This is a genomic window from Paenibacillus sp. JNU01 (assembly GCF_059130585.1).
In genome coordinates, this window is the sequence record NZ_CP169723.1 from 3,054,683 (window position 1) to 3,081,399 (window position 26,717).

At 40.4% G+C, this 26,717-nt stretch carries 20 protein-coding genes; 4 read left to right on the plus strand and 16 right to left on the minus strand.

Going from position 1 to position 26,717, the window contains the following annotated elements:
• Positions 1-36: 36 nt before the first annotated feature.
• The 4 genes from NLBNIHML_RS13290 to NLBNIHML_RS13305 all read right to left on the minus strand — a co-directional run bounded on the left by NLBNIHML_RS13290 (position 37) and on the right by NLBNIHML_RS13305 (position 4,532).
• Complete coding sequence (locus NLBNIHML_RS13290; protein ID WP_339237939.1) at positions 37-1,749, minus strand: spore germination protein; 1,713 nt, start codon at positions 1,747-1,749, stop codon at positions 37-39.
• Positions 1,750-1,964: 215 nt separating this feature from the next.
• Positions 1,965-2,885, minus strand: coding sequence for a methyl-accepting chemotaxis protein (locus NLBNIHML_RS13295; protein ID WP_339257540.1), 921 nt, complete (start codon positions 2,883-2,885; stop codon positions 1,965-1,967).
• A 368-nt stretch (positions 2,886-3,253) separates the two neighbouring features.
• Entirely contained in the window at positions 3,254-3,781 is a 528-nt protein-coding gene (locus NLBNIHML_RS13300) for a VOC family protein (RefSeq protein WP_494354525.1), read from the minus strand.
• Positions 3,782-4,088: 307 nt separating this feature from the next.
• Positions 4,089-4,532, minus strand: a complete 444-nt coding sequence (locus tag NLBNIHML_RS13305; RefSeq protein ID WP_494354526.1) for a VOC family protein — start codon at positions 4,530-4,532, stop codon at positions 4,089-4,091.
• A gap of 87 nt (positions 4,533-4,619) precedes the next feature.
• On the opposite strand from NLBNIHML_RS13305, the gene NLBNIHML_RS13310 reads away from it, so the two are divergent.
• Positions 4,620-5,651: a helix-turn-helix transcriptional regulator gene (locus NLBNIHML_RS13310; protein WP_339257545.1), complete on the plus strand. Its 1,032-nt coding sequence runs from the start codon at positions 4,620-4,622 to the stop codon at positions 5,649-5,651.
• Between the two features lie 39 nt (positions 5,652-5,690).
• Here the strand turns inward: NLBNIHML_RS13310 and NLBNIHML_RS13315 are convergent, their stop codons facing one another.
• Complete coding sequence (locus NLBNIHML_RS13315; RefSeq protein WP_494354527.1) at positions 5,691-6,875, minus strand: CynX/NimT family MFS transporter; 1,185 nt, start codon at positions 6,873-6,875, stop codon at positions 5,691-5,693.
• A gap of 185 nt (positions 6,876-7,060) precedes the next feature.
• Between NLBNIHML_RS13315 and NLBNIHML_RS13320 the strand changes: the two genes are divergently transcribed.
• Both NLBNIHML_RS13320 and NLBNIHML_RS13325 read left to right on the plus strand, forming a co-directional pair.
• The gene (locus NLBNIHML_RS13320; RefSeq protein WP_494354528.1) at positions 7,061-7,924 is read left to right on the plus strand and encodes a LysR family transcriptional regulator; all 864 of its coding nucleotides are present in this window, start codon (positions 7,061-7,063) and stop codon (positions 7,922-7,924) included.
• 25 nt (positions 7,925-7,949) lie between these two features.
• Entirely contained in the window at positions 7,950-8,624 is a 675-nt protein-coding gene (locus tag NLBNIHML_RS13325; RefSeq protein ID WP_339257550.1) for a VOC family protein, read from the plus strand.
• A 43-nt stretch (positions 8,625-8,667) separates the two neighbouring features.
• Here the strand turns inward: NLBNIHML_RS13325 and NLBNIHML_RS13330 are convergent, their stop codons facing one another.
• Entirely contained in the window at positions 8,668-9,033 is a 366-nt protein-coding gene (locus tag NLBNIHML_RS13330) for a MerR family transcriptional regulator (protein ID WP_472476209.1), read from the minus strand.
• 129 nt (positions 9,034-9,162) lie between these two features.
• Between NLBNIHML_RS13330 and NLBNIHML_RS13335 the strand changes: the two genes are divergently transcribed.
• Positions 9,163-9,813, plus strand: coding sequence for a nitroreductase family protein (locus tag NLBNIHML_RS13335; protein WP_339237960.1), 651 nt, complete (start codon positions 9,163-9,165; stop codon positions 9,811-9,813).
• Positions 9,814-10,015: 202 nt separating this feature from the next.
• On the opposite strand, the gene NLBNIHML_RS13340 is transcribed toward NLBNIHML_RS13335, so the two are convergent.
• From NLBNIHML_RS13340 to NLBNIHML_RS13385, 10 genes are all read right to left on the minus strand, one after another.
• A complete protein-coding gene (locus NLBNIHML_RS13340; RefSeq protein ID WP_494354708.1) occupies positions 10,016-10,528 on the minus strand; it encodes a cysteine hydrolase family protein in 513 nt (170 codons plus the stop codon).
• Positions 10,529-11,131: 603 nt separating this feature from the next.
• The gene (locus NLBNIHML_RS13345) at positions 11,132-11,299 is read right to left on the minus strand and encodes a hypothetical protein (RefSeq protein ID WP_494354529.1); all 168 of its coding nucleotides are present in this window, start codon (positions 11,297-11,299) and stop codon (positions 11,132-11,134) included.
• 285 nt (positions 11,300-11,584) lie between these two features.
• The gene (locus NLBNIHML_RS13350) at positions 11,585-13,879 is read right to left on the minus strand and encodes a hypothetical protein (RefSeq protein WP_494354530.1); all 2,295 of its coding nucleotides are present in this window, start codon (positions 13,877-13,879) and stop codon (positions 11,585-11,587) included.
• Between the two features lie 32 nt (positions 13,880-13,911).
• The gene (locus NLBNIHML_RS13355) at positions 13,912-15,084 is read right to left on the minus strand and encodes a hypothetical protein (RefSeq protein ID WP_494354531.1); all 1,173 of its coding nucleotides are present in this window, start codon (positions 15,082-15,084) and stop codon (positions 13,912-13,914) included.
• Between the two features lie 76 nt (positions 15,085-15,160).
• The gene (locus NLBNIHML_RS13360) at positions 15,161-16,318 is read right to left on the minus strand and encodes a hypothetical protein (protein ID WP_494354532.1); all 1,158 of its coding nucleotides are present in this window, start codon (positions 16,316-16,318) and stop codon (positions 15,161-15,163) included.
• Positions 16,319-16,332: 14 nt separating this feature from the next.
• Positions 16,333-17,193, minus strand: coding sequence for a hypothetical protein (locus NLBNIHML_RS13365; protein ID WP_494354533.1), 861 nt, complete (start codon positions 17,191-17,193; stop codon positions 16,333-16,335).
• Between the two features lie 40 nt (positions 17,194-17,233).
• Complete coding sequence (locus NLBNIHML_RS13370) at positions 17,234-19,456, minus strand: dynamin family protein (protein WP_494354534.1); 2,223 nt, start codon at positions 19,454-19,456, stop codon at positions 17,234-17,236.
• A 346-nt stretch (positions 19,457-19,802) separates the two neighbouring features.
• Positions 19,803-20,435 carry an RNA polymerase alpha/RpoL/Rpb11 family protein gene (locus tag NLBNIHML_RS13375; protein ID WP_494354535.1) on the minus strand — a complete coding sequence of 211 codons (633 nt, stop codon included), beginning with the start codon at positions 20,433-20,435 and terminating at the stop codon, positions 19,803-19,805.
• Positions 20,410-22,959: a hypothetical protein gene (locus NLBNIHML_RS13380; protein WP_494354536.1), complete on the minus strand. Its 2,550-nt coding sequence runs from the start codon at positions 22,957-22,959 to the stop codon at positions 20,410-20,412. The genes NLBNIHML_RS13375 and NLBNIHML_RS13380 overlap by 26 nt, the downstream gene beginning before the upstream one ends.
• 69 nt (positions 22,960-23,028) lie before the next feature.
• A complete protein-coding gene (locus tag NLBNIHML_RS13385) occupies positions 23,029-26,691 on the minus strand; it encodes a hypothetical protein (protein WP_494354537.1) in 3,663 nt (1,220 codons plus the stop codon).
• Positions 26,692-26,717 lie beyond the last annotated feature (26 nt).

Sequence of the window (26,717 nt, forward strand, 5' to 3'; positions counted from 1 at the left end):
GTTCACCTCCAGAGCTTCTGTAGATGGAAAATTTGATTACTTTTTACGATCCTCATCGAGCGGATTTGTCATTTTGGGACGCATTCTCATCATGTTCAACGGAGCACGAATAACGAAATCCTTCCATTCATTGATGTGATAAGGGACGGCCGGAGCTACGTAAGGTACGCCAAAGCTTGAGAGCCGTGCCAGATGCGTGCACACAAGCAGGAAGAACATAACCACGCCATACAAACCAAGAACTGCGGCACTAAACATTGCGGCAAATCTCAGAATTCGCAGAGTTAGCCCTGCACTATAGACTGGAATGGTAAAGGAAGAGATCGCCGTAACCGCAACGACAATAACCAGGAATTGGCTTATGATTCCTGCTTGTACTGCTGCTTGTCCAATAATCAGACCTCCCACGATACCCATCGCTGGCGCAATCGGTTTAGGCAGCCGTATCCCTGCCTCTCTCAGAATTTCAATGGAAATTTCCATGATCAGTACTTCAATGATCGAAGGAAACGGTACCCCTGTCCGCGTTTCAATAATCGTCAGAACCAGCTTGGTCGGGATAAGACCAGGGTGGAACGAAATAAACGAAATATAGAGTGCAGGAGCGAGCAATGCCAGCATCGCAGCTACAAAACGCAGCATACGTAAAAAGGTTCCTGGAATCCAACGTTCATAATAATCTTCGGGAGATTGAAGCAGCATGCTAAAGGTCACAGGTACAACAAGTACAAATGGCGTTCCATCCAGCAAAATAGCTACCCGACCTTCCAGCAAAGCACCCATTACCCGGTCAGGCCTCTCCGTATTTAGTACCTGTTGAAAAGGACTCAGGGTACTGTCTTCGATGAGTTGCTCCACATAACCTGATTCCAGCATCGAATCCATATCCATCTCTTCGATTCGCTTACAGACTTCAGTAACGAGATTGGGATCGGCAATATCCTGAATATAGGCTATCGCCAATTCTTTTTTGATCCGTGAACCCACTTCAAACTTTTGAATAAAGAGACTCTGATCACTTCCGTAACGACGTAAAATGCCTGTGTTATCGCTTAATTGCTCTGTAAAACCAATCCGGGGTCCACGAATCAATCCCTCTGACAGCGGTTCATTCACACCTCGACTTTTGATCTTGTGGCCACCAATTAATAAAGCACCTGGCAACCCATCAACCAACAGTGCATTTTTTCCAAAAAGCACACCAATTGAGAGCTCTTGGAGAGACGAAGTCTCCTCAACCAGGCTGACAGGAAGTAATTGATCCTTCAGGTATGCCGACAACAAATGTGCGTTGTCTGGATGAAGAAACCCCTCCTGCTTAAGTAGAGGAACGCCCTCTAACATTAACGGGGAAATCAAGTGATCATCTACCAAGTCCTGATCTACCAGACCTTCGGTGTAGATGACTGCAGCCCGTGTATTCGTTCCCCTAATCGTAAATTCCCGAATATGCACATCTGCATTTTGTCCGAAGCTTTCTTTCACGCTAATCAGATTGGTACTATACTTCTCCGTTAACTTAATATTGGCATAATGGCCTGTCTCGGTTCCTTGACCCTGTCCTTTGGCTGCTGGAGAGATATCCTTCGAGGATATCGAGGGTTTCTTAGAACGAGAGAAGCTTCCGCGCTTAATGGCGGCATTGATCCAGCGCGTAGTCATGGTAATGCCAATTGGAATAATGAAAACCAGGAATGCCTGAATCCATATGGGCCCTTCTGGCACGTAGGATAGAATTGTTGACCACATGTTCCCACCCCAACATTTCTCTGCATGCGAAGCTGCAGGTATTCCCAAGTATTGTGTCCCCGTTTGATCACAATAATTCCCGTTTTTTTGCGGACCCTCTAACCTAAAATGCGTTAAGGACAAACCCGTAATCTCATTGTGTGGGTAGTAATCTACCCAAAGACAAAAAACGGTTCCTCTGTGAGGAACCGCTAACAATAAATAATATTATATTCTTATACGATTCTGGTTACATGCTCTGCCTTGGCATCTAACAAGTGAGCCGATGCAGCGATTGCCATGAAGTCATTCAAAGCAATTTCAATCTGCTGCTGGCTCCGCTCGACGTATTCCTCTACTTTTTTGGTGCCACCTGTAATATTACCAATTTCCTTGGTTATTCCAGTCACACTATCACGGATCTCATTGATCGAACTCTCTACCATTGCGGATAGTTTCTTGACTTCCTTCGCCACAATATCGAATCCTCGTCCGTATTCCCCAGCATGTGCAGCCTCAATGGCGGCATTTAATGCAAGCAACTGTGTCTGTGATGAAATCTCGCGTATGGTTCGCACCACGCCCTGAATCGATCCCGCTTGTTCCTGAAGATGAGTCAGTGTCGCACGGTTAGTGGCCGACACCTCTGAGATATAGGAAATACTGGACATTAATTCCTGGCTCCGTTCAATGCCTACATCTGCCTGCCCATTCAGCTCATGTGACATCGTTTTCAGCTCATTCACTACGACTGAGATGTTATTCTGACGGTTGGTGATGTTAGTGGCGATTTTGGAGACACCCAGTATCTTCTGATTCATCTCATCGTACACCGGCATATATGTCGCTTCAAGCCATACGGAATTCCCCTTTGCATCCTTGCGTTCAACCTTATCTTGGTAGCTGACACCATTTAATATACTATTCCAAAAAGCGTCATATTCCGGGGTATTTGCAAAATTGCCGAAGCATAGTTGCTGATGCTTCATTCCATACATTTCATCTACCGTATATCCCATGGTCTGGGCAAAAACTTCATTCACATAAGTTACCCGTCGATTCAGATCGAATCGAATAATAGCCAGACTTTTCTCCATCGCCTTGATGACTAGTGCATCGGTGACAACATCTTTCTTTTCCATAGCTAATATAGGCACTTGATAACCCCCACAGTTCATTCCATAATAGATAGCCTTTAACTAGCAAAACAACAATCACAACAACATATGTATCCATCAGGTTCTAATGACTCTACTATTGATACCCAATTTGCAGCATTTTGGATCACCTGTTGTCATTTATTTTTTTATAAAAGAAACTGCTGCACTATATCCGCTGACAACCACTTATTCCATCCGTAATATGTCTTTGTATCTACTTTTACGTATCGTAACATAAAGCAAAGCAGCATACACTTCTGTATTTCTAACATTTTTTCTGTTTTTTAGTAACTGCCTGGCCGTTATATACGAGGAAAACAGGACGATTCATCGCGCATCGCCCTGTTTCTTAATTATTCTCATCTTTATACTTTTTTTTGTGGTGTCCAGCGCTTCGCTTCACTGTGATGTGGATACTGTATACCTACTGGGTAGGAGATCAGCTCAATCAGCATCCCCCATGGCGCTCTTCCATACACAAACTCATTCCCTTCCCCGCCTTCAATATGCCCGGACAGCGCTCCAGGCTCTGTTAACAACACTCCTCCTGCTGCCTTGAAGCGTCGTGCAGCTTCCGGCATATCATCCACATACAACGCCATATGCTGTAATCCGTAATCCGATGCTCTGACTGGCTCTGATTGTACTGTATTTGCGTACTGAAATAACTCCATACTGGCGCTCTCCCCGAGCGATAACATTCGAATATGAATAACCTTTGCCCCTGAATGAAGTCCTAATTTACGCTCTGTCTCAGGCCCTTCCTGTGGCGGATCATCCGGCGTTATATGGTCATAGGCAAGTTGGGCTCCAAAAGCCTCTTGTAAAAATAGGGTCGCCTGCTCCATGTCCGGTACAGTTATTCCAATATGGTCGATACCTCTCGTAATCATGTTATCCCTTCTTTCCTTTGTGTCGCTATAATCATTACCCATTCCCCTACATGCGCCATCAAGGTCGACATCCCCAGGTGTGAAAAAATGACTAGCTCAAGCGGTAACGCTCAGCACATAAATGAACGATAGTGATCTGATAAATGATATGCAGTAACGTTTTGGACTTGCGGGACCTTCTGGCTACTCCAACGACCTTTTATAGAAAAGCCAAAGAAGAGCGCATGTTATTCATGGCTCTTCTTTGTAATGTTTTTTAGTTAGTTATAGTTACGTACCAATTGAGCCCCAAGGGTTCTCATCTCATCTAAAAATCATGTACCGTCACACATAGCTGAATCGCAATGCCAAACGGGTCCCGCACAATGCCATAACCTGGACTAAATTCATTTTGTTCGTAAGGTACCAGTACCTTCACACCCTCATGTTGCATCAGAGAATGATACAGTTGATCAATCGTATGTTTATCCTTGGATTGGATACATAATGAAGTGTTGTTCCCTAGCTGCCATGCTCTCTCCGTGTCCATTGCTTCTTCCGCAATCATGACTTTGTTAACCCCAATCTCAAGTACCGAATGTGTAATATACTCATCTTGACCAACAGGGTACTCGAAGCCCGGGTTCATCTCCTTCATCTCTTGATAACTTTTTTTGAATATGACTTTAGCGCCCAGAAACTCCTCATAAAAAGCAATGGCTGCCGCCGCATCCCCGTTCATCGACAAAAATGGTACCACTTCAAAGTTCATGTTATTGCCTCCTTGTTCCTATTGAATTACACTTATCACTATAACAACGAAAGGTGCCATACCATGGCACCATTAAGAGGGTTACATATGAAAAAATCAGAACGCATGAACCAGATGCTGCGCTATATTAATCAAAAACAACAGTTCACCCTGCAAGATCTTATGCAGGAGTTCCAGATTTCCAAACGAACAGCGATTAGAGATATCGCTTCATTGGAAGAGTTGGGTGCGCCCATCTATGTCGAATATGGACGCTACGGCGGATATCGACTGCTGCAACAGATGCAGCTGCCTCCCATTTCGTTCAATACGGGTGAGCTTCATGCCCTTTATTTTGCGATGCAGGCTCTCCGAAGCTTCTCCAGCTTACCCTTTGAGGTCTCTTTCCGTACCATTCATGAGAAATTTATGAGTGCGTTATCCGACAAGCAACGACAAAATATTGAGAATATCCAACACCGGGTTTCCTTCCGACATACGGAGCAGATCCGAGATAGTGCACATTTGGAGTTTCTGTTGATGGCTGCTGTGCAGAATATAGTGATTCAGGTTACTTACGCTAATCAGCGGATATCCCCTGATCATAGGCCATCCCCTGCGAATCTTGCAGAGTCTGAACAATCAGATCCATCATCCCGCACGTCCAACACCAGTATTCGCACCATTCAACCCATAGCACTCTATGCGAGGAAAGGCTACTGGTATTGCCAGGCTTATGATCTGCAAAAAGAAGCGTACCGGGTGTTCCGTTGTGACCGGATCATATCAGCCGAAGTGTCCGACATTGAACCTTTGGCTCACGTGATTGAGCTTCATGCACAGGATACCCATTTGTTATGGGAACCATCACCAGATGCTATTCCATTTCAATGTCGGATTGACGAAGCCGGGGTTGAACTTTTCCGGCAAGAACATTTTCCCTCTATGCAGATCATACACGTCAACGAATCGGGCAGTGAACAGGCACACATGCTTCTTGCAGGTTCGTATGAGCCTCACGAACTTAATTTCATAGTGAGATACCTCGCAGGATTCGGTAAATCCATTCGAATTATGGAACCCGACACGTTAAAAGAATCATTGCGACAGTATTATATGGACTTGTTAGATCATGTATAAAGACTATATTTTCTATACCCATTTTACTTCACATGACTTTTAGCTCCGCTTCTGGCCAACAACTTCCGTGCTCTTCTTATTGCCAATAGCTATTTGCACGATGATCTGCAGCACAATGATGATAGCCAAACCATAGAATGCTTGCACCAAGCTGCCTGTCAGGTCGTGAAGCCAACCAATTGCCAGCGGCCCAAGTGCTCCAAGAATATAACCACCAGACTGCGTCATGGCAGACCAGCTGCTGGCTTCCTGAGCATTGCTTGTCTCATCAATCGGCAGCATCAGTGCAATCGGGAATAACCCACCTGCACCAATCCCAAGAGGGATCGCCGCGAGCCACGGACTGACAGAGAGATTCAGCATCAGGACCCCTATCAATTCCAGCAACGCACATCCAACAAGCCAGAACACACGTCTTTGGTATCGGTGTACAAGCATGGGAATGAATAACGTTGAGGGCAGTGATATTAACGTAAATAACGTTTGGACGTTGCCAGCAGTCTCTTGGCTATATCCCAGACCCTGAATCGCTGGTGCAAGCCAAGCGGTTAATGAATAGAAGATCGCTGCCATCAGTCCGAAGAATAAGGTCAGCACCCATGCACGCTTGTTCTTCATTGGTAGTGGCGCATGAATGACAGACGGAGTTTGTCCGGATTGTCGATCTTTACGCGCAGACCAGGCTAACTTTAACCAGATCGGCAATGCAATGACTGCAAGTAATGTCCATGTGGCCAAAGACCCTCTCCAAGATCCACCCAGCATATGCTGGAGCGGAACGGATAATCCTACACTAATGCTGGCCCCCATCACCATCGCAGTAGAGTAGATGCCGACCATGGCTGCTACTCGGTTAGGAAAATACTGTTTAATGAAGCTGGACAACAGCGGCCCTGCCAATGCAATCCCTACACCGGACAAAAAAGAAGTAAACATCAGCAACGGAGTTGCACCCACGAACAATCGTAATCCTGTACCTATTCCAATAAAAATTAAAGCCAGTACAATAGCACCCTCGTTCCCCCACCTTCGACTTAATCTTACGGAGAACGGAGCGAATATGCCCATACATAATACCGGTAGTGTTGTTAACAGACTGGCCGTCATGCCACTCAAACCCAGATCATTCTGTATGGTACTCATCAGAGGAGATATGGAAGTAATCGGTGGTCTTAAGTTTAGTGAAGCCAGAATCAGTGCCAATACAATATAAAGTAGTTTCATTATGAATCACCTCATGGTAGTAATATCCTTACCCTCATCCAAAATCCAATTCATTAATGACATGATCTTCGAGTGGTATAAGATTAAGTATAGAATCATTAGAATGATTGAACAATACTATTATTTCTATTAAAATGATTACTAAAACCAATGATACGAGGTGATTCCCCATCGAAATTCGTCAGATGGAAAACTTTATTACCGTGTGCGAGGAGCTTCATTTTACTCGGGCGGCTGAGAAACTTGGCATATCTCAACCTACGTTGAGTCAACAAATACGTGGGTTGGAGGATGAACTTGGTGTTCCTTTGTTTGACCGTGTCGGCAAAAAAATTGTGATGACCCAGGCAGGTACCCTATTTCTGGAGCACTGTGTACAGATGATTCGGCATTTACAGAGTACCCAGGATGCGCTAGCAGAATTCCGCAATGATCAGCGGGGACGATTGGTTATCGGTGTTCTTCCATCCGATTTGGATTACCGTATCACTCCATTGCTCGTTGATTTTCATGCCCGGTTCCCCAAGGTGCAATTGAAGGTTATTTCTTCGATCTATGTCGTGAATCAAGTGTTGGAGAATGAAGTCGACATCGGTATAGAGATCACATCTGCCCCTGATGATCGGCTTGTACGCATTCCTTTGTGCAGTGAAGAATACGTACTTGTCGTTTCCGAGAATCATGATTGGGCTGACCGCAGCACGATTAAAATTCAGGAGTTACGTGATATTCAAACGGTGATGTTCCCCGAAGGATTTACCGGCAGGGAATTAGTCGATGACTATTGTCGTAAATATGGTTTTAGCCTTAATACCATCATGGAGACCAGTTCGGCAACCTCCATCATTAGTCTGGTCAAAGCCAACGTTGGAGGAACACTGCTGCCTTATCCTCTGATCCAAGCCATGAATGAACCCACGCTAAGATGCATTCGAATTACAGATGATCCACCATACCGACACTTTGAGATCATCCATCGGTCCGACCGTTACCTGACGCAATCGGCTAAGGCATTTATTGAGAAAACGATCGAGTATTTCAATCAATGATGAGTTTAGAAGGAGAGGTATTGAATTGAAAATAAGAGAAGTTAGTTTGTTGACACATCAGATCGAGGCCATGAGAGAGTTTTACGGTAGACTACTGGAGTTGGAGCTTGTGGAGGATGATACAACATTCGTTTCATTCCGTGCAGGAGACTCGGTCCTTGCATTCAAGAAGGCACCGGAGGAAGAGAATCCATACTATCATATAGCGTTTACGATTCCAACGAATACACTCGCTGATGCAAAAAAGTGGGCCCAAAACCGTAACATTCCGTTGCTTTCCAAGGATGGACAAGATCAATTTTATTTCCCCTACTGGGATGCAACAGCCTTCTATTTCTATGACCCAAGCGGCAACTTGATGGAATTCATCGCTCACCACTCACTCGATAATGCAGTCGATGAAGCTTTCGAAGCGAAGCATCTGATATGTATTAGTGAAATCGGTCTGCCTGTGGATGATGTTCCTGAGACGATGAGCACATTGAATGAGCATTATCACCTTGATCCCTTTGCGGGAGATGGAAAGAAATTCTCCCCCACAGGTAATGCAGAAGGCATGTTTATTGTGATTGATAAAAAGATGCCCTGGTTCCCAGACGGGCGGATGCCCGGTGTATTTGCCACTGAGGTGAAGGTGGAAGCTGGCAAGCCCGGTAATCTACATTTACAAAAGGGTCGGTACTCTATTGTTTCAATATGATGTAAAAATATACTGACTGAGAAGCTCAAGAGGTACGTCCCGCTCAGTACTTACCAAATCCATCCTCACACGTGATATCCGATTTAAGAAGCTCGTATAGAGTTTGTTTGGAATTCTCTAATTTTTTTTGCACCTCTTCAATTTCTGATATTCTCGCTTGGATGATGCTTGCCTGATCTTTACTTGAAAACCCATTTTTAGAGATCATCGATTGGATCTCATGAATCGTAAAGCCTACAGCCACACATTGTTTCACCACATCCAGATGCTGAATAATGCTCTGCGCATATTTCCGATAGTTATTTTGATCTCTAAGCACATGTTCATCCGTGATAATTCCTATTTTCTCATAGTACCGAATCGTGGAAATCGGAAGGTTTACACTGTTCGCTACTTCACTAATCTTCATCTAAATCGCCCCGTTTCTTCTTCTTGCTATAAAGTATACTTCATAGTTTACAATCCTCATAGTGAGACGGATGCAGATATAACCACCGATATCCTAATCTCACCAATATAGATATGAGGAGAGATCGATATGAATACAATTACCGGCCAATTCAACAAAACCAATGATTTTGATACCATCGTCTTAGAGCGCCATTCCGTTAAAGCTTACGACCCTGAAGTGAAAATCAGCCGCGAGGAGATGACCGAAATATTGGCGAAAGCTTCACGTGCCCCCTCGGCGATTAACATGCAACCGTGGCGTTTTCTTGTCATCGACAGTGCTGAAGGCAAAGAAAAGCTTGCACCACTGGCCTCTTTTAACCAGACACAGGCACTAACGTCTTCCGCTGTCATTGCCGTATTTTACGACGCTAACAATGTTGAGTACATGGAGGAGATTTTCAGCAAATCGGTGGAACTTGGATATATGCCACAAGACATCATGGATATGCAGATGCAGCAGGTACAACCTTATTATGCGAACATAACTCCAGCCGAACTGCGTGATATGAACCTCATTGACTCAGGCCTCATATCCATGCAACTCATGCTCGTTGCCCGTGCTCATGGCTATGATACGAATCCTATGGCCGGTTATGATAAAGCCCAGATTGCTGAGGCCTTCGGTCTGGATAAAGAGCGTTTCCAGCCCGTGATGTTGATTTCCATAGGTAAAGCAGCCAAAGATGGCTATCCTTCCTATCGTCTTCCGGTTGAAACGATTACGAGTTGGGCGTAACCCATAGCTTTACACATTCCTTCTTATCTAGACCACTGTTAATATAGAAAACGCGTACTTGTATTTAAATAAAAAAGAGGTCCTATGACCATATTTAATGTCATTAGGACCTCTTCTATATGCCTTCAATTTTATGTTAGTGATACAGAGATTTGCTCTTATTTAGAGATTTTATGTGGCGAGTTTTGTACGATCCGTTGTCCTACGATCCACCATCTATCCATTTCAAGAATCTATGGTTCCATATGTTTTCATAAAAAGAAATCGTTTCTTTTCCAGACATCCATGGATTATCCAAAGTGGAAGTGCCATTCTGTATCATATAGTTGTCGTATCCCAATCCATGAGCATATTTTATTGTAGCATCCATACAGTATTCAGTTTGGGCGCCACAGAACTCGATACGACTTACAGCTAATTGGTCCAATAGACTTTTCAAATTTGTTTCGTAGAACGAATTCGCATGCATTTTCTGCACAAAAAAATCTTGCTCTTGAACATCAAGATCGGCATGTATCGCCCATGGTTCTTCTCCTGGCACTAATACTTCATCACAGTGTTGAACAAATATAATCGGTTTATGTATTTCTCTATACAAAGCAATTCTTCTATTCACTCTATTCAGTAAGTTATTCAAATCATACAAATGATTTCCATCATAACAAACGCCATTTTGTAGATCAACCACGATCAACACATCCGCACATGTCTCCATCATTTTAACCTCTCTTCGTTTGCAATATGTTCATTCAACTTAGATCTATTGATGATGAAAATTCCTATAATCAGTATACTGGATAACAAAAAAAGATGATATGACCAGGTCATATCATCTTTTTAAATACCTATTTACTTGTGTTCAGTGACATTATAGTTGGTAAATGAAAAATCGTGTAATATCGCACTTTTTCAGCACTTTTACTTCAATTACAATGACATTATAGTTGGTAAATGAAATTATTCCATATTGAAAAGTTACATTATAGTTGGTAAACCCATAATAATACATTTTTTTAATAATTAAATACGCTAAATTAGGTGATTCATTGAGAAAAAAATTTGCTCATTACTCATTTAACGAAACAACATTTTAATCCGGTTTTTCGTTAAATGATACTTATAGGACATCCTTATGCGTTACTGATATAAAATATTTTACTTATTTTTAAACCAACAGGTAAGTTTACTGATATTACGTACTTGCTGTATCCTTACTCATACTCTTAAGTTCATCCCATACTCACTCAATAGCAATTCGTTCAACTCTGAAAAAGGCTCTAGTTTCCTCATCCTGAATTCTATAATCATTTGCTTCCTTTCATTTTCTTTTTTCCTTCTCCCCAAATATCTCAACATCACTATACAATTCTGGAAAGTTTACAGAGAAGTTGTCTCCTTCCTGAAGTGCTACTGAGTTTTCTAACCATTCAATTGTAGAATCAGTTGCAGCCAAGGCAGATTTTTCAAAAATATATTTTTTAGCCACACGCGCGTTGCTTCATCAATTCCACCGCAATATCCAGCCATTTCTTAACTTCTTCCGGGAATCCGTCTGTTGAATCCTTTCTATTTTCAAAGAAGAAATGACGTTTTGTGTGGAACCATTTTCATTGATCTTATTGGATTTTCCTTAGTTGGTGATAAACACGAAAAATAAATAGTCTGGAACCATTAATTAAACTAAAAAGAAAGTTGGAAACCATCTAAATAAAGTCAAAATACAGAGTTAGAAATGTCAACAATGACGATCATCGCTAGACAAGTCGTTAATTCATTTTTTTCTATTATTTTTCCTAGACTGTTTTTGTTGTTTTATCTTCTTTTTTCTTTTTCCTTTATAGGGCTGTATTCTTAAAGGATTAGCATTCTCTATACTAGTTGAGCTTTCTCGTACAGGCTTTACTTTTTTGTTCGAAAGATCAATCGGGTTACCTGTGAGAGAAAAATCTAGGAAACCTATTGGATGATTAGTATTATCGATTAACATTAATGATCTCAGATCGGGTTCTAAACTATCGTAAATATCTGCGATTGTATTAGGTTTTAGAAGGAATTCTTTGAATTCTGAAGGAGTGGGGTATTCCTTTTTCCAAAGGGAATACTCTCCTATTTTTTTTCTTGTTTCACTAATCTCAAATTGTTCCACAGTAGGGTTCACAAAATATTTAGTTAGGGAGGAGGCATCTGTGATAATAACACCATCCTTCTCTCTAGCTGTAAAATTGAAAATATTCAAACATACGACCTTAATTATCTTCATTGGGTCAGGTGGATGAATTGGTAAATCAATCGTAGCTACCTGTCTAATTTTATTCCAATCCTCTTGCAAGACCAATACTCGTCTTTTCACTTGCTCAATACCATAATTAACTTCGTGCTCAATTTGAAAAATTTCTTTAGGAGAATAAGGTCTGCGAAGACATTTCATCTCGATCAGTAGGATGTGGTCTCCAAAAGTCGCAATGAAGTCAAATTCAGCAGACTTACCATCAAAAGCATCCTCTATCTTTAATCCTCCAACGTTTACGTTAAGACTCGAATTAATTGAGAGTGCTATATTTATATAGTTTTCAAGTGCTTTACCTTTATAAGCATCATCTATTTTCCAAATACCGAATTGCTGTTCAATCATTCGAGGTAAGTTTAACTGTTTAATTAAAGCGGGTACAAAGATAATTTCCCTTTTCCCTATGTAAACTAAAGGTTGCGAAAATAAATCTGAATAATCATCTTTATTCTTTTTAGGCTGAAATATCAGCATATTGATTAGCTCACTTACGATTTCATGCTTTATACCAAACATTTCAGTGAAATTCGAAACAAATAATTCTTTTTCTATTCTAGGGGCAAGATATCTGTAACCTTCACGATTAAAATCATCAAAATTCTCATGAGTTTTCTCACTATATACAGATCCAAGTGCTTGAAGATAGGAAATAAGCAAAAAATAATTATCGAAACTTATGTTCCTATTTATACCGATAGTTTTTTGAACCCAAAAGTCTTCATCTATAAACTCAAAAGATTTAACAACGCTACTGTTTATCTTCTGATAAACTTCAACCAAACTCATTACCTTTTTAGCGTCTAAGCAAAACAAAGATCCGGGATTACTGAGATCAATGGATTTCGCAAGATCACTTTCCAAAGGGATAAGTTTATGTATCAAACTCTTATATCGGCTTTCTCTCTTAAAAAAATTCAGTTGATCCTTATAGCTATATCGAATCATCGCAGTTAATTCAAGTTTTGTATATTCTTCGTCCATTGGCTCGTAATACATATACTTTTCATCTTCAACGCTATGCTGCATAGAGTATCCCCACTCTCTATATTTCACCAACTCCCACAAGTGGTTCACCATCCCTCGATGTAACGCGAGTAGACTCATTTTTTCTATTTGTGGGATATCATATGGAGATACATCATCAACGAATTTCAAATCTTTTCCAAGTATCTTTTTTCCTTTATAGAATAAATAAGGAATGAGTGTGTTAGTCATTTCGATTCCTGCTTCAAGAGTAGACTCAATTGAGGATTTTCCATTCCCTGTATCAACGTGAGCAATATTCCGTGAGTAAAGATCAATATTATTTGACTCTTTTATAATTGCTGCATACTCAATTTCTGAAAGTCTTTGTTGATTTTCTAAAAAAACGCACAACATATGAATAGTTGTTGGTATAGGTAATTTGAGAAGCTCTGTATCCTCAAGTACTATTGTATTACTCTTGTTGTGTTTATATAGTTCAAAAATGGTTTGAATGGTGTCCATATACTGAACCATAAAACTTGTGCTATCATTATTGTTCTCATCTAGCATTTGCCCCACATGATGACATGCAGAAATAAATGTTTTTAGTATATCGTATTTATTATCAAAATCTCTTTGGAGTGGCTCTGGTAGACAATCAGCTAAAAGTATTGGTTTCATTACATTACTACTATGTTGAAGATATATTTCATAGATTATCTCTGCCGCAGTCTCAGAATCCCCACTGGTTAGAGCATTTTTTAGTATATCAAAGTCTATGTTCATAGTTCCTCCCGATAAAATAAATTCCATTACAGAACTTTTTTCCATGTAGCTAACTTTGTTTACACAATTGAAAAGTTATTCGGCATACCAACAAGAAATCGGGTCCACATTTGATTGATATAAAGACAAACCTCACCGATACAATGTCTACTCCAATTAATCCACTCAGTAAAGGTTTCTGTCGGGTGAGACAAGGTATCACGTAACCACAAGAAATAATCAATTCTATCCCTCTCCCACTGTGTCAAAGCTCCAATATGAACGGCATGGTTAGTCAGATTAGACTTAGAGCGAGGGAGTATCCATCCTTTAACCTTAACATTAAGAACATTTTGCTGATTAGACCATTTCAATATAGTATCTCTTGACGGTTCCAATTTAGCGCAAACAGAGGCTTCGTCTATTTTTCCCTCTACTACTACCGGATCTGATCCAAGCCAGGTATCATAGAGCAACCTCAATGAAGCTTCAAGCGACAATACCGCATAATGTACAGCCATAGTTAGAAATTCCCATTCGCTATAACCATGAACGTATAAGAGTCTTGCTCTCTGCATCACATCATTAATATTGGAAGGACATAAATTTGATAATTTAGAATAGTTCATCATGTCCTGAACCAGATCTTCAGACGTTAATGCTCTTGGCACATCGTAATCGTTATACATTCGAGAAGTAGCTTGTATTCGTATATCTGGTTCTCCTGTTGCCCTATTCAACTGGATAGAGTGGTAACCAATGTCATTTAAGGCTTCATCACGAATTTGCTGAAGCATCCTCATCTCATCAATAGCATAAGATTCGACTGCTTGTTCTAGTTTCGAATATGCATATCTTAGGTTGAAAAGTTCTGTCTTACTTACAACAATCCAGACAATTGATTGATGTTGATCAAACGTTTCATGCCATGTTTCACCTGCACCTTGAAGCTTTTGAAGAATAGATTCATTAGAAATCTGCGTCTCAAAGCTATAGTCTCCTTGGCCGAGCCTGAATTCCAATACAGAAAAATCATTTTGCAATTCAATAAGAATAACTGGACACGGAAATAATCTTTGAACTACTCTGTGTTTTGAAATGTTTTTTATAGATGCACTTCTATCTTTTTTTATTTTTGTTTTTATTTTTTTTAGCTCCCAATTTCTTATTTCACATAAAAATCCTTTAATATTAGAGCTTAATTTTTCACTATTAAAAAGGTTTAAATCGACCTCAGGCAGGTTTGTTTCCATTAAGACCTCCAATATTCTTATGTTTTGCGAACCCTCCACCTTAGAAGGATGCATCACTATAGAGATAATAGTGCTTCTACATAAGGGGTTCGTACTTCTGAATCGTATATATCCGCAGCCGCTCAACCAGATCTTTAGTGTATCGCGCTTGTCCAAATTTGAAGACCATAACCGAAAAGCCAATTCCTACAGATACAACAGTACCTGCACACCCTCCCCATAAGCCTTGGGCAATGATTGATAATACCAGAATCGTCAAGGAATAAGCAGCGGATCTTCCGACCCTGATTAGGCTCTCTTTGGTTCCATAACCCATTAGCTTTAGCTTGCAGAACTGGTACACTGAAAATAAGGTAATTGCCATCCCTCCCGTCACAGCCATTTTGCACATTCGGGACAGATTTTCTGTGACCATCAATCCTATATTTTTAGCTAAACCTTGAAGGGCACTCTTAGCTGCTTCGCCTATGCCTCTTACGAGAAGGTGGTTCATTACACCGAGGAATGCACTTTCTACTCCCGTCTTAGCTCCCGCTACTGCGGCAACTTTGACATTCTCAACTGAAAGTCCTGACTGTGCGAGTTTGACGGAAAACCCTATGGTAAATCCGACTCCCAGACCAATCGCAGCGGCAAGACCAATGCCTGACAACTCGTTTCTGGCCACTCGCTTTTGATTGATCATCTCTAATCGTCTGTTACGGTCAATAGGTTCACCCGTCGTCGGATTTCGGAAATCACCACCATGCATTTCTTGGTGCTCCCCCTTGCTCTTCGCAAAACGAATATTATCTGGATTTGCCTGGTCTTCCAAATGATTAGCCACATTGTTTATGTGGTGCCCTTCTGCACCGCGGACTTTACCTTCTATTAAAATCTCCTGCCTTTGTTCTTGCGACCAGTCTGTTGTCCCTTTGCCTCCCATTTGAAGCTCAGCTTTTTCGTAACTCCACGCAAAACCCACACCTTTTTGTCTTAGCGAGTCCTTAAAGGGAGAATCACTTGCCAACAGTTCATTGACCTGTTTCTGATAGTTCTGACGGCTGATGTTTAGCTCGTTAAAAATAGTATGAAACTGCTGGTTATACTCCCCGGTCGTTGTTATGGTTGAAAACGTCTGGACAGATTGAATGCCAGCAGTGAACAGACCGGTATTTACGTTGGGCAAACTTGAAAGCTGCCTGCCACCCGCGAGGGTCTGTCTGTCTAATCCCTTCCTTCCCAGGATCTGCATGATATGAACCCCCTTTACCGGAGCAATTTCTCCTTGTCGATGGAAATCTGCGTTAGCCTAAACTTGCCGTCCTCATCCAGTTTGCTGAAGATATATGAATAAATATGATTGTAGTAGACCAATGTCTCATTAAACAGACGAGCCGGATCAAATGCGAAGAGGCGGCTGGAAACCAATGTATACAACTGTTCTGTGCTCCGGGTATACATGCTTTCATTCTTCTGGAAAGAATCGAATGCAAATTTGAATTCTTTGACCGCAGTGCGGTTGTATTCGGTGTTAGATGCTATAGCCAACTTGGTCAGCTTGTCGCTGATAAGGGAAGAATATTCTTTAGTCATACGGTCATAGAGCGACTTTTGATCTCCAGTCAGTTCCTCCTTCACAAGCTGGTTCTCAATCTCAGTTAATGTGAGCAACGCTGTATCAAAGGCCTCTTGGTTACTAGCCCGCGAAAGCTCGCCTTTTAAATCAGCCAAATCCTTTAACGTAGCATTGTTTTTTGCTCGTGTCTCCCTTGCATATTTTTGCACAAGAGCGTTTTGTACAGCAGAAACCTCCCCGCGAATGATATCTAACCCCTCACGGCAAGCCTTAATAACAGCCAATTGCTTTGCATCTATGGTCGTATTTTCTGCATATACAATCAATGCGGTACTGGCCTCATCGAGAAAATAATTTCTAGTGTCCAGCTCAATGTCCCAAGCAGCAACCATACAGGCAAAGTTAAAATAACGATGGAAGAGCTCAGTATCTCCCACATTACGGTTATACAAATTTTTGATGACAGTGTGTGCATCCCAGATTTCATTGGAAGCCATCTTCTCTTCAAACAAGGTCATTTGCTCCAAACTAAACACATCCAGTCTAATCATATTCGATTCTTCTGTATTACGATTGAACCTCTCAAGTCCTCTACAACGGGATTTCATTCAAAAAAAGCTTAAACGCCTTATGTGCCTGGATGTTACGTTCGATATCACCGATATCGTCAGCTTTCACAATCTCCCGGAGCCGCGCCATATAGGCTGTCCATTCAGCATCTAAGGAGTCGGCTGCCTGATTGAAAGCCTCAGCCGTATCGTCCCAATATTTCTCGATGACCTCTTTATATTTAATTAATGCTTTCTTGGCATCGTACTCATTTACAATCTTTTTGGCTAGACTCTTCTCCCATCCGCCATTAATAAGTGAATATACCGACAAAGCTGTCAAGACGGCAATCGTAATTCCGATTAAAACAGGCCCACCAAACGCCGAAAGGGCGGTTGCTCCTACAGCTGTTCCTCCTACGGAGATTCCTAGCGCAGAGAGTAAGCTTACCCCTTGGGCAACAAGCATATAAGTCCCCAGATTACCTAAAGAGGTAGCCCACACAGCTAGCCCACCGAAATTGGTCATGCCGACCAATCCTGCGGCAAAGGACTTTGTAGCATCAAAATCGAAGTTGACATCATCCAGCCTAGCTTTCAAACGTCCACTTTTTACTTCATTCTGAAAGTACTCCAGATAGTCATTGATTTCTTTGGTCAGCTTTTCCGACTCTCCGGCCAACGTCTCATGCATCTGACTTTGCAGGGTTGATCCCAGATAACTGATTAGGATCTGGATATCCTCCTTCTTTTTCTTCAGTCCTTTGGATTTAATAATAGACACGATACTATCTGCGGAGATAAGAGCTCCGTACTTGTCAGCAAAAGTACGAATTGAAGAGGCATTGAGCGTATTAATTACTTTTAACACTTCCTGCCTACGGTTTTGATTGTCATTTGCCCTTTCTGGTTCTTTGGCCTCAATGTCGGAGAGCATCCGCTCATATCCTTCACGATGCTCAAGAATCTCCTCAAACTCATGTATCTTCAGATCGACCTCTTGGTCACATTTCTCGATTTCCGTGCGGATATACGCTTTCGCCTTTTCATTGATTACGTTAGGAATATGCTCAACGAGCGCACATAAATCATTTTCAAAAGCTTTTCTGAGCATCGGGATGTCCGTAGTATAGGTGAAGAACCTACTTCGAATAACCGATTCGTCATAATGGTGTCCTGTCGTTTCCTCCCTTTTCTCAAGAACTCTTTCAGGTAATGATTGCAATAACCGTTCGCAGCCTTTGTCGAGGACAACCGACAACGAATCGGGATTACCGCGGTCTACGGTATGAGCCTGCGAAGCAATAACAAACAAGTTAGCAAGTGGGTTGATGTCGTTCGTTGCAGCCTGCTCCACAGGTTGGAGGGACATAAGGGATTCCTTAAGGTAGTCTATATCTCCCTCACGCATGAAGCCGTTCGCAATAGACATATAGATGAGTATATCCGCATTCTTCTTGCCCTCGAAAGCCAGTATGTCGTCCTCTACACGGTCTCCAGTACCGAATCCCGGCAGGTCGACGATATCACAGTTCTTCAGAAAGTCAGAGTCCACGAATATTACGGCTGCATCGGCTTCTTGACGGCCATATTCCTCACCTTGGCGGGTACCATAATTCTTAAGAATTTCCGCGCTTCCTCCCGTTAGCTTCCATCCCCGACAATACCTTTCATCATGTAGACGGCGTTCGTCCCAGGGTGCGATATCACTATTCTCGGGGGCTGCACGGAATACCCATGCTTCTTCTTCCATATAGGACGGTCTGTCCTGAATATGCTTAATATGTACGTTTATTGCTGTTGTCGGGGTCCAGGATGTCGGCATCTTCTCAGTACCTAGAAGCGAGTTAATAAGACGGCTCTTTCCTACATCAGAGTGACCAACAATCGCTATGCGGGGCTTAGAAATAATATGGTCTATCTTCTTAAGTAGTTCTGCCATTTTGATATTGTATGTATCGCCCCACCGTCTGCGGTAGTCCGCCCCCCTCATTTCCAAATAGTCCACGATATTTCGCTTCGTGAATTCTGCTGTGCGCCAAGTGTTGTTAACTGTTAACGGCTCGGGATCTAAACGTTTAAAATTAACCAACTCATCGATCGTAGTTCCTGTGACATTTGCAATTTTGATCAGGATCTGAAGCGGTGTCTGTTCAGTCGATTGTTCCAAACGGGAGATATAATCCTGTCTAACATCGAGCAGTGTGGCAAACTCGGTCTGTGTCATCTTCAATGTGTTCTCTCGAAAACCTTTTAAGTCAAACAATCTTCCCACCCCTTGTATAAATTATAAGTATTTAAACTACCAATTAAGTAGCTAAGCTTATTATAAATTGTTTAGAAATTTTTTTACAACATAACTTTATGCATTTTCGCATATTAACATATATAAATATGCAAAATTGCATACTTTTTTAGCAAAACTACTTTGTTGTAACATGATCAAAAAGCACACTGGAAAATTACCAGTGTGCTTTGTCTATGCTCTGTTTGTGTTCTAACATTGATTGGAAGTATGTCGCTACATAATTTCTTCTTGCTTAGTCTAAGGCCATACTTACATGTATGAATCAGCTTTTAAGCTAGATTTTATCTATTAAATGCTTTTACTCTTAACATATACTTTTAAGTTCTTTCTTATACTCTTCCAATAACAACTGATTCAGCTGCGAAAAAGACTCTAATTTCTTAATCCTAGAATCTAAAATATTTCGCTTCGTGTCATTCTCATCTTGGTTCTCTCCCCAGACCAACTCTTTAAGGATTCGGGAGAAATTGTCGTCTTCCTGAATTACCATTGAATTCTCCAACCATTCAACAGTAGAATCATCAGTTGCAGCTAAGACAGATTGTTCAAACACATATTTTAACCATACGCGTGCTGCTTCATCTATTCCATCAGCAAGATCCAGCCACTTCTGAACTGCTTCAGGGACTTTGTCAGTCGTTTCCTTTCGATCTTCAAAGAAGAAGTGACGATCATTTTCAGGATCAAGATGTTCTAGTGTCCTAAGTATAGGCTCAAAATTTTCTAATGGTCTTGAACCACTAGGGAAAAATGATCTATGACTCCATAATTTTAATATCGATTCAAAGCAACGTTTTTCTGCCTCTTGCTTTTGAATACCTGAACTGGATTCGGCAATTTCAATTTGTTCCGCAATATAATGGGCAATCCAACGAGCCGCAGTATCTATACCAGGGTCTATATTAAGTTCTTTAACTATCGCTCTGCCTAAGTTCATAGTACGTTTCTGTATCTCTGAGTCTTCCATCGGCTGAGAAGACAAATAATTTGCTAACCGGTGGCTTATACGCATCAGACTCTCCCTCTCTCATATACGATTTACGTCTAAAGCTTCTTCCGATCTGAACCTCAATAATTAACTCACTTTGGAACACAGTACAAAGACTTTTTAGAAATAAGAGTGATGCTGTTAATCGGTTACCACGTCGTACAACCTCCTCATCACCATAATCATGGATAGGCGCCCAAATCTCGCAAATTAAGGCCGCTTCACTCTCATCAGCCAAAGTCCAATTTCTCTTCTCATAGTCAGAGGAAATACTCATTCTTTCGGTTACTAAATCTCCTATTTTATATGGTGGGTAGTCTACTCCGGCAGAATGTGGATCAAATTTATCTAGATACTTAAATCCTTCTTCTTGGTAGACCCAACCACTAAGTCTCAAAGTCCCCATGTCAATCTCCATTTCAGCTTCTTCAAAAGCAGGTAACTTAAAATCTTGAGGATTCGAACATGTGCTCAATGCATTTAAAAGTGATTGAGCCCCCTCCGATGAAACTAAAGAACTTGTAATATAGAAACTCTCCTCTCTATCCCTGTCTCCATCGATCCATGATCCGGAAACATTGAAACAAACTTCTTCATTCCTTACAGTCAATAAACCATCAAGGAAATCATCATTTGATATCTCTTCACTCCACTCAGGATTACTTAATTCATTTAGCCATTCCCTTCGATACAAAGGAAGAGGATCTCTGCGATCATACAACCAATACCCATCACTTCGAGTTAGGATGTGTCTGTTTAACCACGTATTCCACTCATTCTCAAACCGATCTGAACTATGATTAACAGGCATCCTTTCTAATAGCTTCGAAGCCACTGTGAGCATAGCATGGTACGAAATATAAAATTTATAATTGTCTATTTGCGGGTAACTCCCATGGCTATGATAAGTTCCTTCTCTTGAGGATCCCCACAACGAGTTTCGGGGGTCATTTATATATTTACCATCAAGTTCAATCTTCCATTCGTTAATAACAATATCGTTAGCAAGGTCTTCCACCTGCTTACCGGAAATCCCAAATACCCTTCCTAATGGTTCAAACCAGTAATTATCAAAATCATAACTATGACTAAAACTCAAATTTGTATTAATCATCTGGTTAGCATGCCAATAGCTATCTCTTGTATCCCAACGATTCTCTAATTTAATCGTTTTAAATTGACTTTTTCCAACCTTTCGAAGAGCTTCAACTTCTTCTTTTGAATATGTTCCCACATATGCATTTTCAATATTGTTAGCAACATCAGCAGCATATTTCTTTATAAGTATATGCTGTGAAGATCTCAAGGCATATTTATAGAAAATATTGCTACGCTTCGTTAGAATATGTGGGTGATCGATGGATACTCGAGCAAGTGAAATCAATAAATATAATGTTGCGTGTAAGTTATAGAAAGGGAACTTATTAGTCCCAAATGCACTAACGACATCACTTTCCATCCAGTCAATTAAGTTATCAATCTCTACCTCACAATGAGCTTCAGCAAGTCTACGGACACAATGAACCGCACGCCAACGAGTTGAAGATTTTGGAGAACCTAAAGCCGACCAAATAAAACCTGCAAATGCACTATTCATATTAACTGGCGGAATGAGGTTTTGTGACCATGTTCCATCACCATAATCAGAATTTATATGAAGTTCAAATCTTGATAAAGCGAAATCAAGTAAATTAGTTGCTTCCTCTGTTGAAACATGTTCCGTAGCAACTGCTACGAAACCAAAAAATGTAGATGTATGAGCCAAGTCACCCTGATTTGCTAAGCCTTCAATTATTCCCTTTTGAATAAAGGGTATATTTTCAATACCCAAATGTAGTTCATTAGTAAAATAATTGATTGATCCTCTTCCCAGTAGAAAAGGTGCGAATCTTTTACCAACTAATCGTAAAATATTAGACCACTCAGTTTGAATGCTTATTTTACGATGCCATTCTTTGGGTACTAACAAGAGTGCCTTCTTTATATCATAAATATCGGTTTCATCTAAATTTATAAGGACATATAAAAATGCCTTTGCTTCACTATCTGAGATTCGACTGTAGATTTCGTTCCATAATGAATCTCTATTTTGCAAAGTCCTTGGTAATCTTTTGTTTCTTTGGATAGCTTGTCTTAAGCCCATTGGTGAAACCAAGTTTAAATCATGCAGCAATTCGTACCAATTAATTGCTTCTTCATCAGATTCTTTACCGAACGAAGGACTGTATTCTTTATTCATAAAATCAATTTCTGTTGTAGTATTACTTCGATTACATGTGAGTATCTCATCTAACTGAGGACTCTCTAAAGAATACTTCGATGCTATATCAATAATTTTATTCCAAACCTCCCCTTCCACCCCATTTATTCTAAGTTCATTAATAACTGAATTAAAAATAAATTTCCGGCCATCACTGGACGTTTCCTTCTCTAGACAGAGTGTAGAAAAATCAACAATTTCGTACTCATTCATGAAGGATGATAGAGACCATGCCACCGTTGGCGCAACGTACCCTCTCGCTACAACTTCCTCAGAAAATGCTTATAGTTGATGTTCAAAACGTCCAATTTCCCTATCTCGCCACCTGCTTAGTGCAGCAATACCAGTTACAGGAGACAGTCGTATACAAGTCCTAATATATTCATCCCTGTCCCAATATTTTTCTTTACCCACATTTTCTCCGATCAGCTCAGCGCAACGTATAAATCTGTAAGCTAATTCGCTAGGTGCAAATTCCTCTACTTTTCTTTGATTAGCTAGGGACACAACGGCTTCCCATCTCTCGACGATTTCATCGCCAAATTTTGAAACAGCATCGATGGCAAAATTGAAGTAAACCGCTGAATCATCTCTATCTGAATTAAGTAGTGATCGCGCAAGATCAATGTAACAGTTTGCCCTTTCCTCTGATCCGATGTCAGAAGCAGAACGTATTACATCATAAGCATTATGCTCAAATTCTCTCTTTTGTTCAGTTAAATGGCTTAATCTATAAGCAGAACGAACTAATTTTAGATAGTCAGGAATAAACAGTTTGCTACTCTTTATATAATTTTCATAAAAGGATTTGGCTGACAATGGTTCTGGAAATTTATAAAACATTATAACATCGCAACATACTTTAGCTATTTCCGTAGATAGACTATCATACTCTCTATATCGAGCATTTGTTGCTAACCCTGACTTCTTATTCACTATCGCTACTTCATTTTCAAAATCAAGATCATGAATTGCCAAACAGCTTATTCGTAGCGTATACCAAGGTAATAATTTGTTAATAACCTTTTTTATTTCTTTTAATTCTTGTTCATCCTTGTATTCTTGACTCTCTTGAAGATTTACTGGGAGTACTTCATTAACATTAAACTCGAGTTTTGAGAGCAACATATTTTTTAATGCAAGGGCTCGCATAAAAACGGCTCGGTCTTTATTACTGTAATTGCTTGTAATAGACGATGAAATCTTTTGAGGAAAATAATGATTTAGAACTCTTACGATACTTTCTCTTGGTAGATTGTTTGCTGCGCAAGTTTCAAGAAAAGATATAAGAGATTGAAGAGCCGTGTCTTGATAAGTATTTTGTATATCTGGAATTCTAGCCCGTTTAGTGGTTAGCAAAACAAGGCAAGTACTAAGTAAATCCGAATCTGGGATATGTCCAATCTCTAAAAACTCATGTGTGAAAGCAATGATTAAATACTGATTACGTGAACCCAGTTTTGCTAACTCCTTTATAACAGTATATTCCCCAAGATCAATAAGACGTCTAAATAGTTGTCTAGAAACATGATAGATCACATTCTCCGGGTGCCATCTTGTAAGAACTTTAAAAGCTTGCTCGGCCCCATGTATATTTAAATGTGCATAAACAAGCTCCATAATTTCTTCAATTTTTAGTTCTTCATAATATGGACTATTTATTTTTTTCTTGTCTCTATTCTGGAAGTATAGTTTTAACCAATTCTCAGCAGCTCTAAGAAAGCTTCTGGCTTCTCCTTTGAAATTCTTGACTGTTGACAGCAATGCTGCGGAATATACATTCTCTGAACCTCTCCAGGAACCACCAAACAAACGACGAAAAGCAAATTCTTGTACACGTTGTTCATCTTGTAAAGGCGCAATAAGATCAATATTATTTTCAAGTAGTTCCAACTGTCGTTTATCACCAGCTACTTCTTCGCCTGCTCGCAAAGCTAATTTTATTCCCTCAACGTAGCTCTCTTTTTTCAACGCAGCCTTAAATGCAAATTGAAGACGGAATACTCGAACATTTCGCTTATCAATAGGATTGTCGGGGAGATACTGATCAGATAAAGCTAATTCGACAAGATCAGTATACTTTCCGGCTTGTAGTAACAGAGATGGCATAGCAGAAGCCACATATGAATACTCCATAGATAATGGTTTGATTTGATCAATAAAAAACTCTATTTGATCGTTCGATGCTGCATAAGTTTTTCTAAACCAAGTTTCCGTGGGCTCATCTCTAAACTGAACTGAAGAGTCAGAAAGCCATAAGGGACGACCCATATCTGCAACAAAACTTCTAATAGCTGATTCCTCCACATTAGCAGCTCTTGCTAGTATTTTCAGTGGAATAAATGGAGGTAATGTGGCAAGACCAGTACAGATAGAGTCAATTTGTTTTGTATAATTAACATGACTATCTCTTATTGAATCGATTGCAAACTTTAATTGTAACTCTATTTGTTCGTCAACAGTGGTTCCCATATACCCGAGTTTAGAGAATACTTCGGCAATCGTACTACAATTCAAGCTTAAAGCATTTGACTGTACACGTGGATTGCCACTGGTAAGCCTATGAAATTCTTCTCCATCGTCTATAGATACGTCAGCATAGTGGGACTTTAAATAAGCGATGGATTCTTCCATTGAAAATGGCTTTAACTCATGCATTTTGATATTACTAAAAGGCCGGAGTAAGTGTATACGCTCAGTTCTACAAAGCGACACGATTTTAACAGCATCAACCATCCGTTCACGGAGGAGTTCATGAACAAAGCAATGCTCGTTAAACTCTTCCGCAGCCATTTCAGCATTATCGGCTGCGTCTATTAGGATCGCAAGAACTGAATTACAGTTTGATTTCCTGATTTCCAAGGCTGCGTTTTCAATTCTTTCGAGGAACTTCCTGGATATATCTGTTTCGGAGGCTCCTGAACTCACTAGCATTGGATCACAGAGACCTTGTACAGCTAGTTCATTAACAATTTGAACAAAAGCTTGGCGATGGTGATGCCTAAATTCGCTACGGTTACGATATCGACCACCACCAAAGCAATCGTAGACAATACCCAAAGATCCAGCAGGTAGTGATTTAACTATTTGACGAGAAAAGGTCGTTTTCCCTACTCCTCCAGGAGCGTGTATGATCAAGGGAGCCGTTGATTCTAAAATGGCTTGCAACAACTCTTCATGTTGCTCTCTATGTACAATAGTTTCAAGCTCTTCAAACCCAGCTGGAGCAGGAAAAAGATCACGTTCAGAAGTTATGTTAAATTTCTCTAGTATTTCTTCACGTATAATCTCACCATTGTTACCTGGTAATGCCTTGTCACGAACTAAGCTCGTAATACTCTCTATTTCTGGATTATCAATGATTCCGGCAACCAACTGAGAAATTTCTACATGAAGTCTATACTTCTGAGTATTGTAGTCACCTTCTCCATCAATAAATTTTATACAAGAGCAAAATTTTATTAGATCTTTATCAGATAATTGAGTATATTTAGCTAGTGTATTTTTATATTTTAGACTGGCTTTTTCGCCATTAGAGATTTTCAAAACGCTATCTTTAAGATTGTGATTAATCGGTCTGTTTGTGACAATAGCAAAAATGACACCATCAATTTTTGCTGTGGAACCACTCATATCTAGGAATCTCTGAGCGAATCCTTCAAATGTTCCCTTAAGTCCACTAAGATCAAATGGATTATTTTTATGAACCGTAGTGTGTTTTAACTGATAGTATGCTACATCTTGAAATCCATCTTTCGTTAAAGAGCTAGAGTACTCAGCAACATCAATAACATACTCTCCTGCAAGTTTATTCTCCTTAGAACCCTCAACCACGATTCGATTGATTCGGGATTGGGGTGAGATTAATTGCAGACAACGACGGGCAGCCCATCGATAGTGAAAAACATCACCAGCTCTTGAGTATCTAACAAGTTCGTTCTCCATCAATTATTCCCCCGACTAAATGGTTT

What these genes read in the sequence shown, in the direction of transcription:
- NLBNIHML_RS13290 (WP_339237939.1), bottom strand. Translation starts at nt 1,749, where the DNA reads ATGTGGTCAACAATTCTATCCTACGTGCCAGAAGGGCCCATATGGATT.
- NLBNIHML_RS13300 (WP_494354525.1), bottom strand. Translation starts at nt 3,781, where the DNA reads ATGATTACGAGAGGTATCGACCATATTGGAATAACTGTACCGGACATG.
- NLBNIHML_RS13305 (WP_494354526.1), bottom strand. Translation starts at nt 4,532, where the DNA reads ATGAACTTTGAAGTGGTACCATTTTTGTCGATGAACGGGGATGCGGCG.
- NLBNIHML_RS13310 (WP_339257545.1), top strand. Translation starts at nt 4,620, where the DNA reads ATGAAAAAATCAGAACGCATGAACCAGATGCTGCGCTATATTAATCAA.
- NLBNIHML_RS13315 (WP_494354527.1), bottom strand. Translation starts at nt 6,875, where the DNA reads ATGAAACTACTTTATATTGTATTGGCACTGATTCTGGCTTCACTAAAC.
- NLBNIHML_RS13320 (WP_494354528.1), top strand. Translation starts at nt 7,061, where the DNA reads ATGGAAAACTTTATTACCGTGTGCGAGGAGCTTCATTTTACTCGGGCG.
- NLBNIHML_RS13330 (WP_472476209.1), bottom strand. Translation starts at nt 9,033, where the DNA reads ATGAAGATTAGTGAAGTAGCGAACAGTGTAAACCTTCCGATTTCCACG.
- NLBNIHML_RS13335 (WP_339237960.1), top strand. Translation starts at nt 9,163, where the DNA reads ATGAATACAATTACCGGCCAATTCAACAAAACCAATGATTTTGATACC.
- NLBNIHML_RS13340 (WP_494354708.1), bottom strand. Translation starts at nt 10,528, where the DNA reads ATGGAGACATGTGCGGATGTGTTGATCGTGGTTGATCTACAAAATGGC.
- NLBNIHML_RS13350 (WP_494354530.1), bottom strand. Translation starts at nt 13,879, where the DNA reads ATGGAATTTATTTTATCGGGAGGAACTATGAACATAGACTTTGATATA.
- NLBNIHML_RS13355 (WP_494354531.1), bottom strand. Translation starts at nt 15,084, where the DNA reads ATGGAAACAAACCTGCCTGAGGTCGATTTAAACCTTTTTAATAGTGAA.
- NLBNIHML_RS13360 (WP_494354532.1), bottom strand. Translation starts at nt 16,318, where the DNA reads ATGCAGATCCTGGGAAGGAAGGGATTAGACAGACAGACCCTCGCGGGT.
- NLBNIHML_RS13365 (WP_494354533.1), bottom strand. Translation starts at nt 17,193, where the DNA reads ATGATTAGACTGGATGTGTTTAGTTTGGAGCAAATGACCTTGTTTGAA.
- NLBNIHML_RS13375 (WP_494354535.1), bottom strand. Translation starts at nt 20,435, where the DNA reads ATGAACTTAGGCAGAGCGATAGTTAAAGAACTTAATATAGACCCTGGT.
- NLBNIHML_RS13380 (WP_494354536.1), bottom strand. Translation starts at nt 22,959, where the DNA reads ATGAATGAGTACGAAATTGTTGATTTTTCTACACTCTGTCTAGAGAAG.
- NLBNIHML_RS13385 (WP_494354537.1), bottom strand. Translation starts at nt 26,691, where the DNA reads ATGGAGAACGAACTTGTTAGATACTCAAGAGCTGGTGATGTTTTTCAC.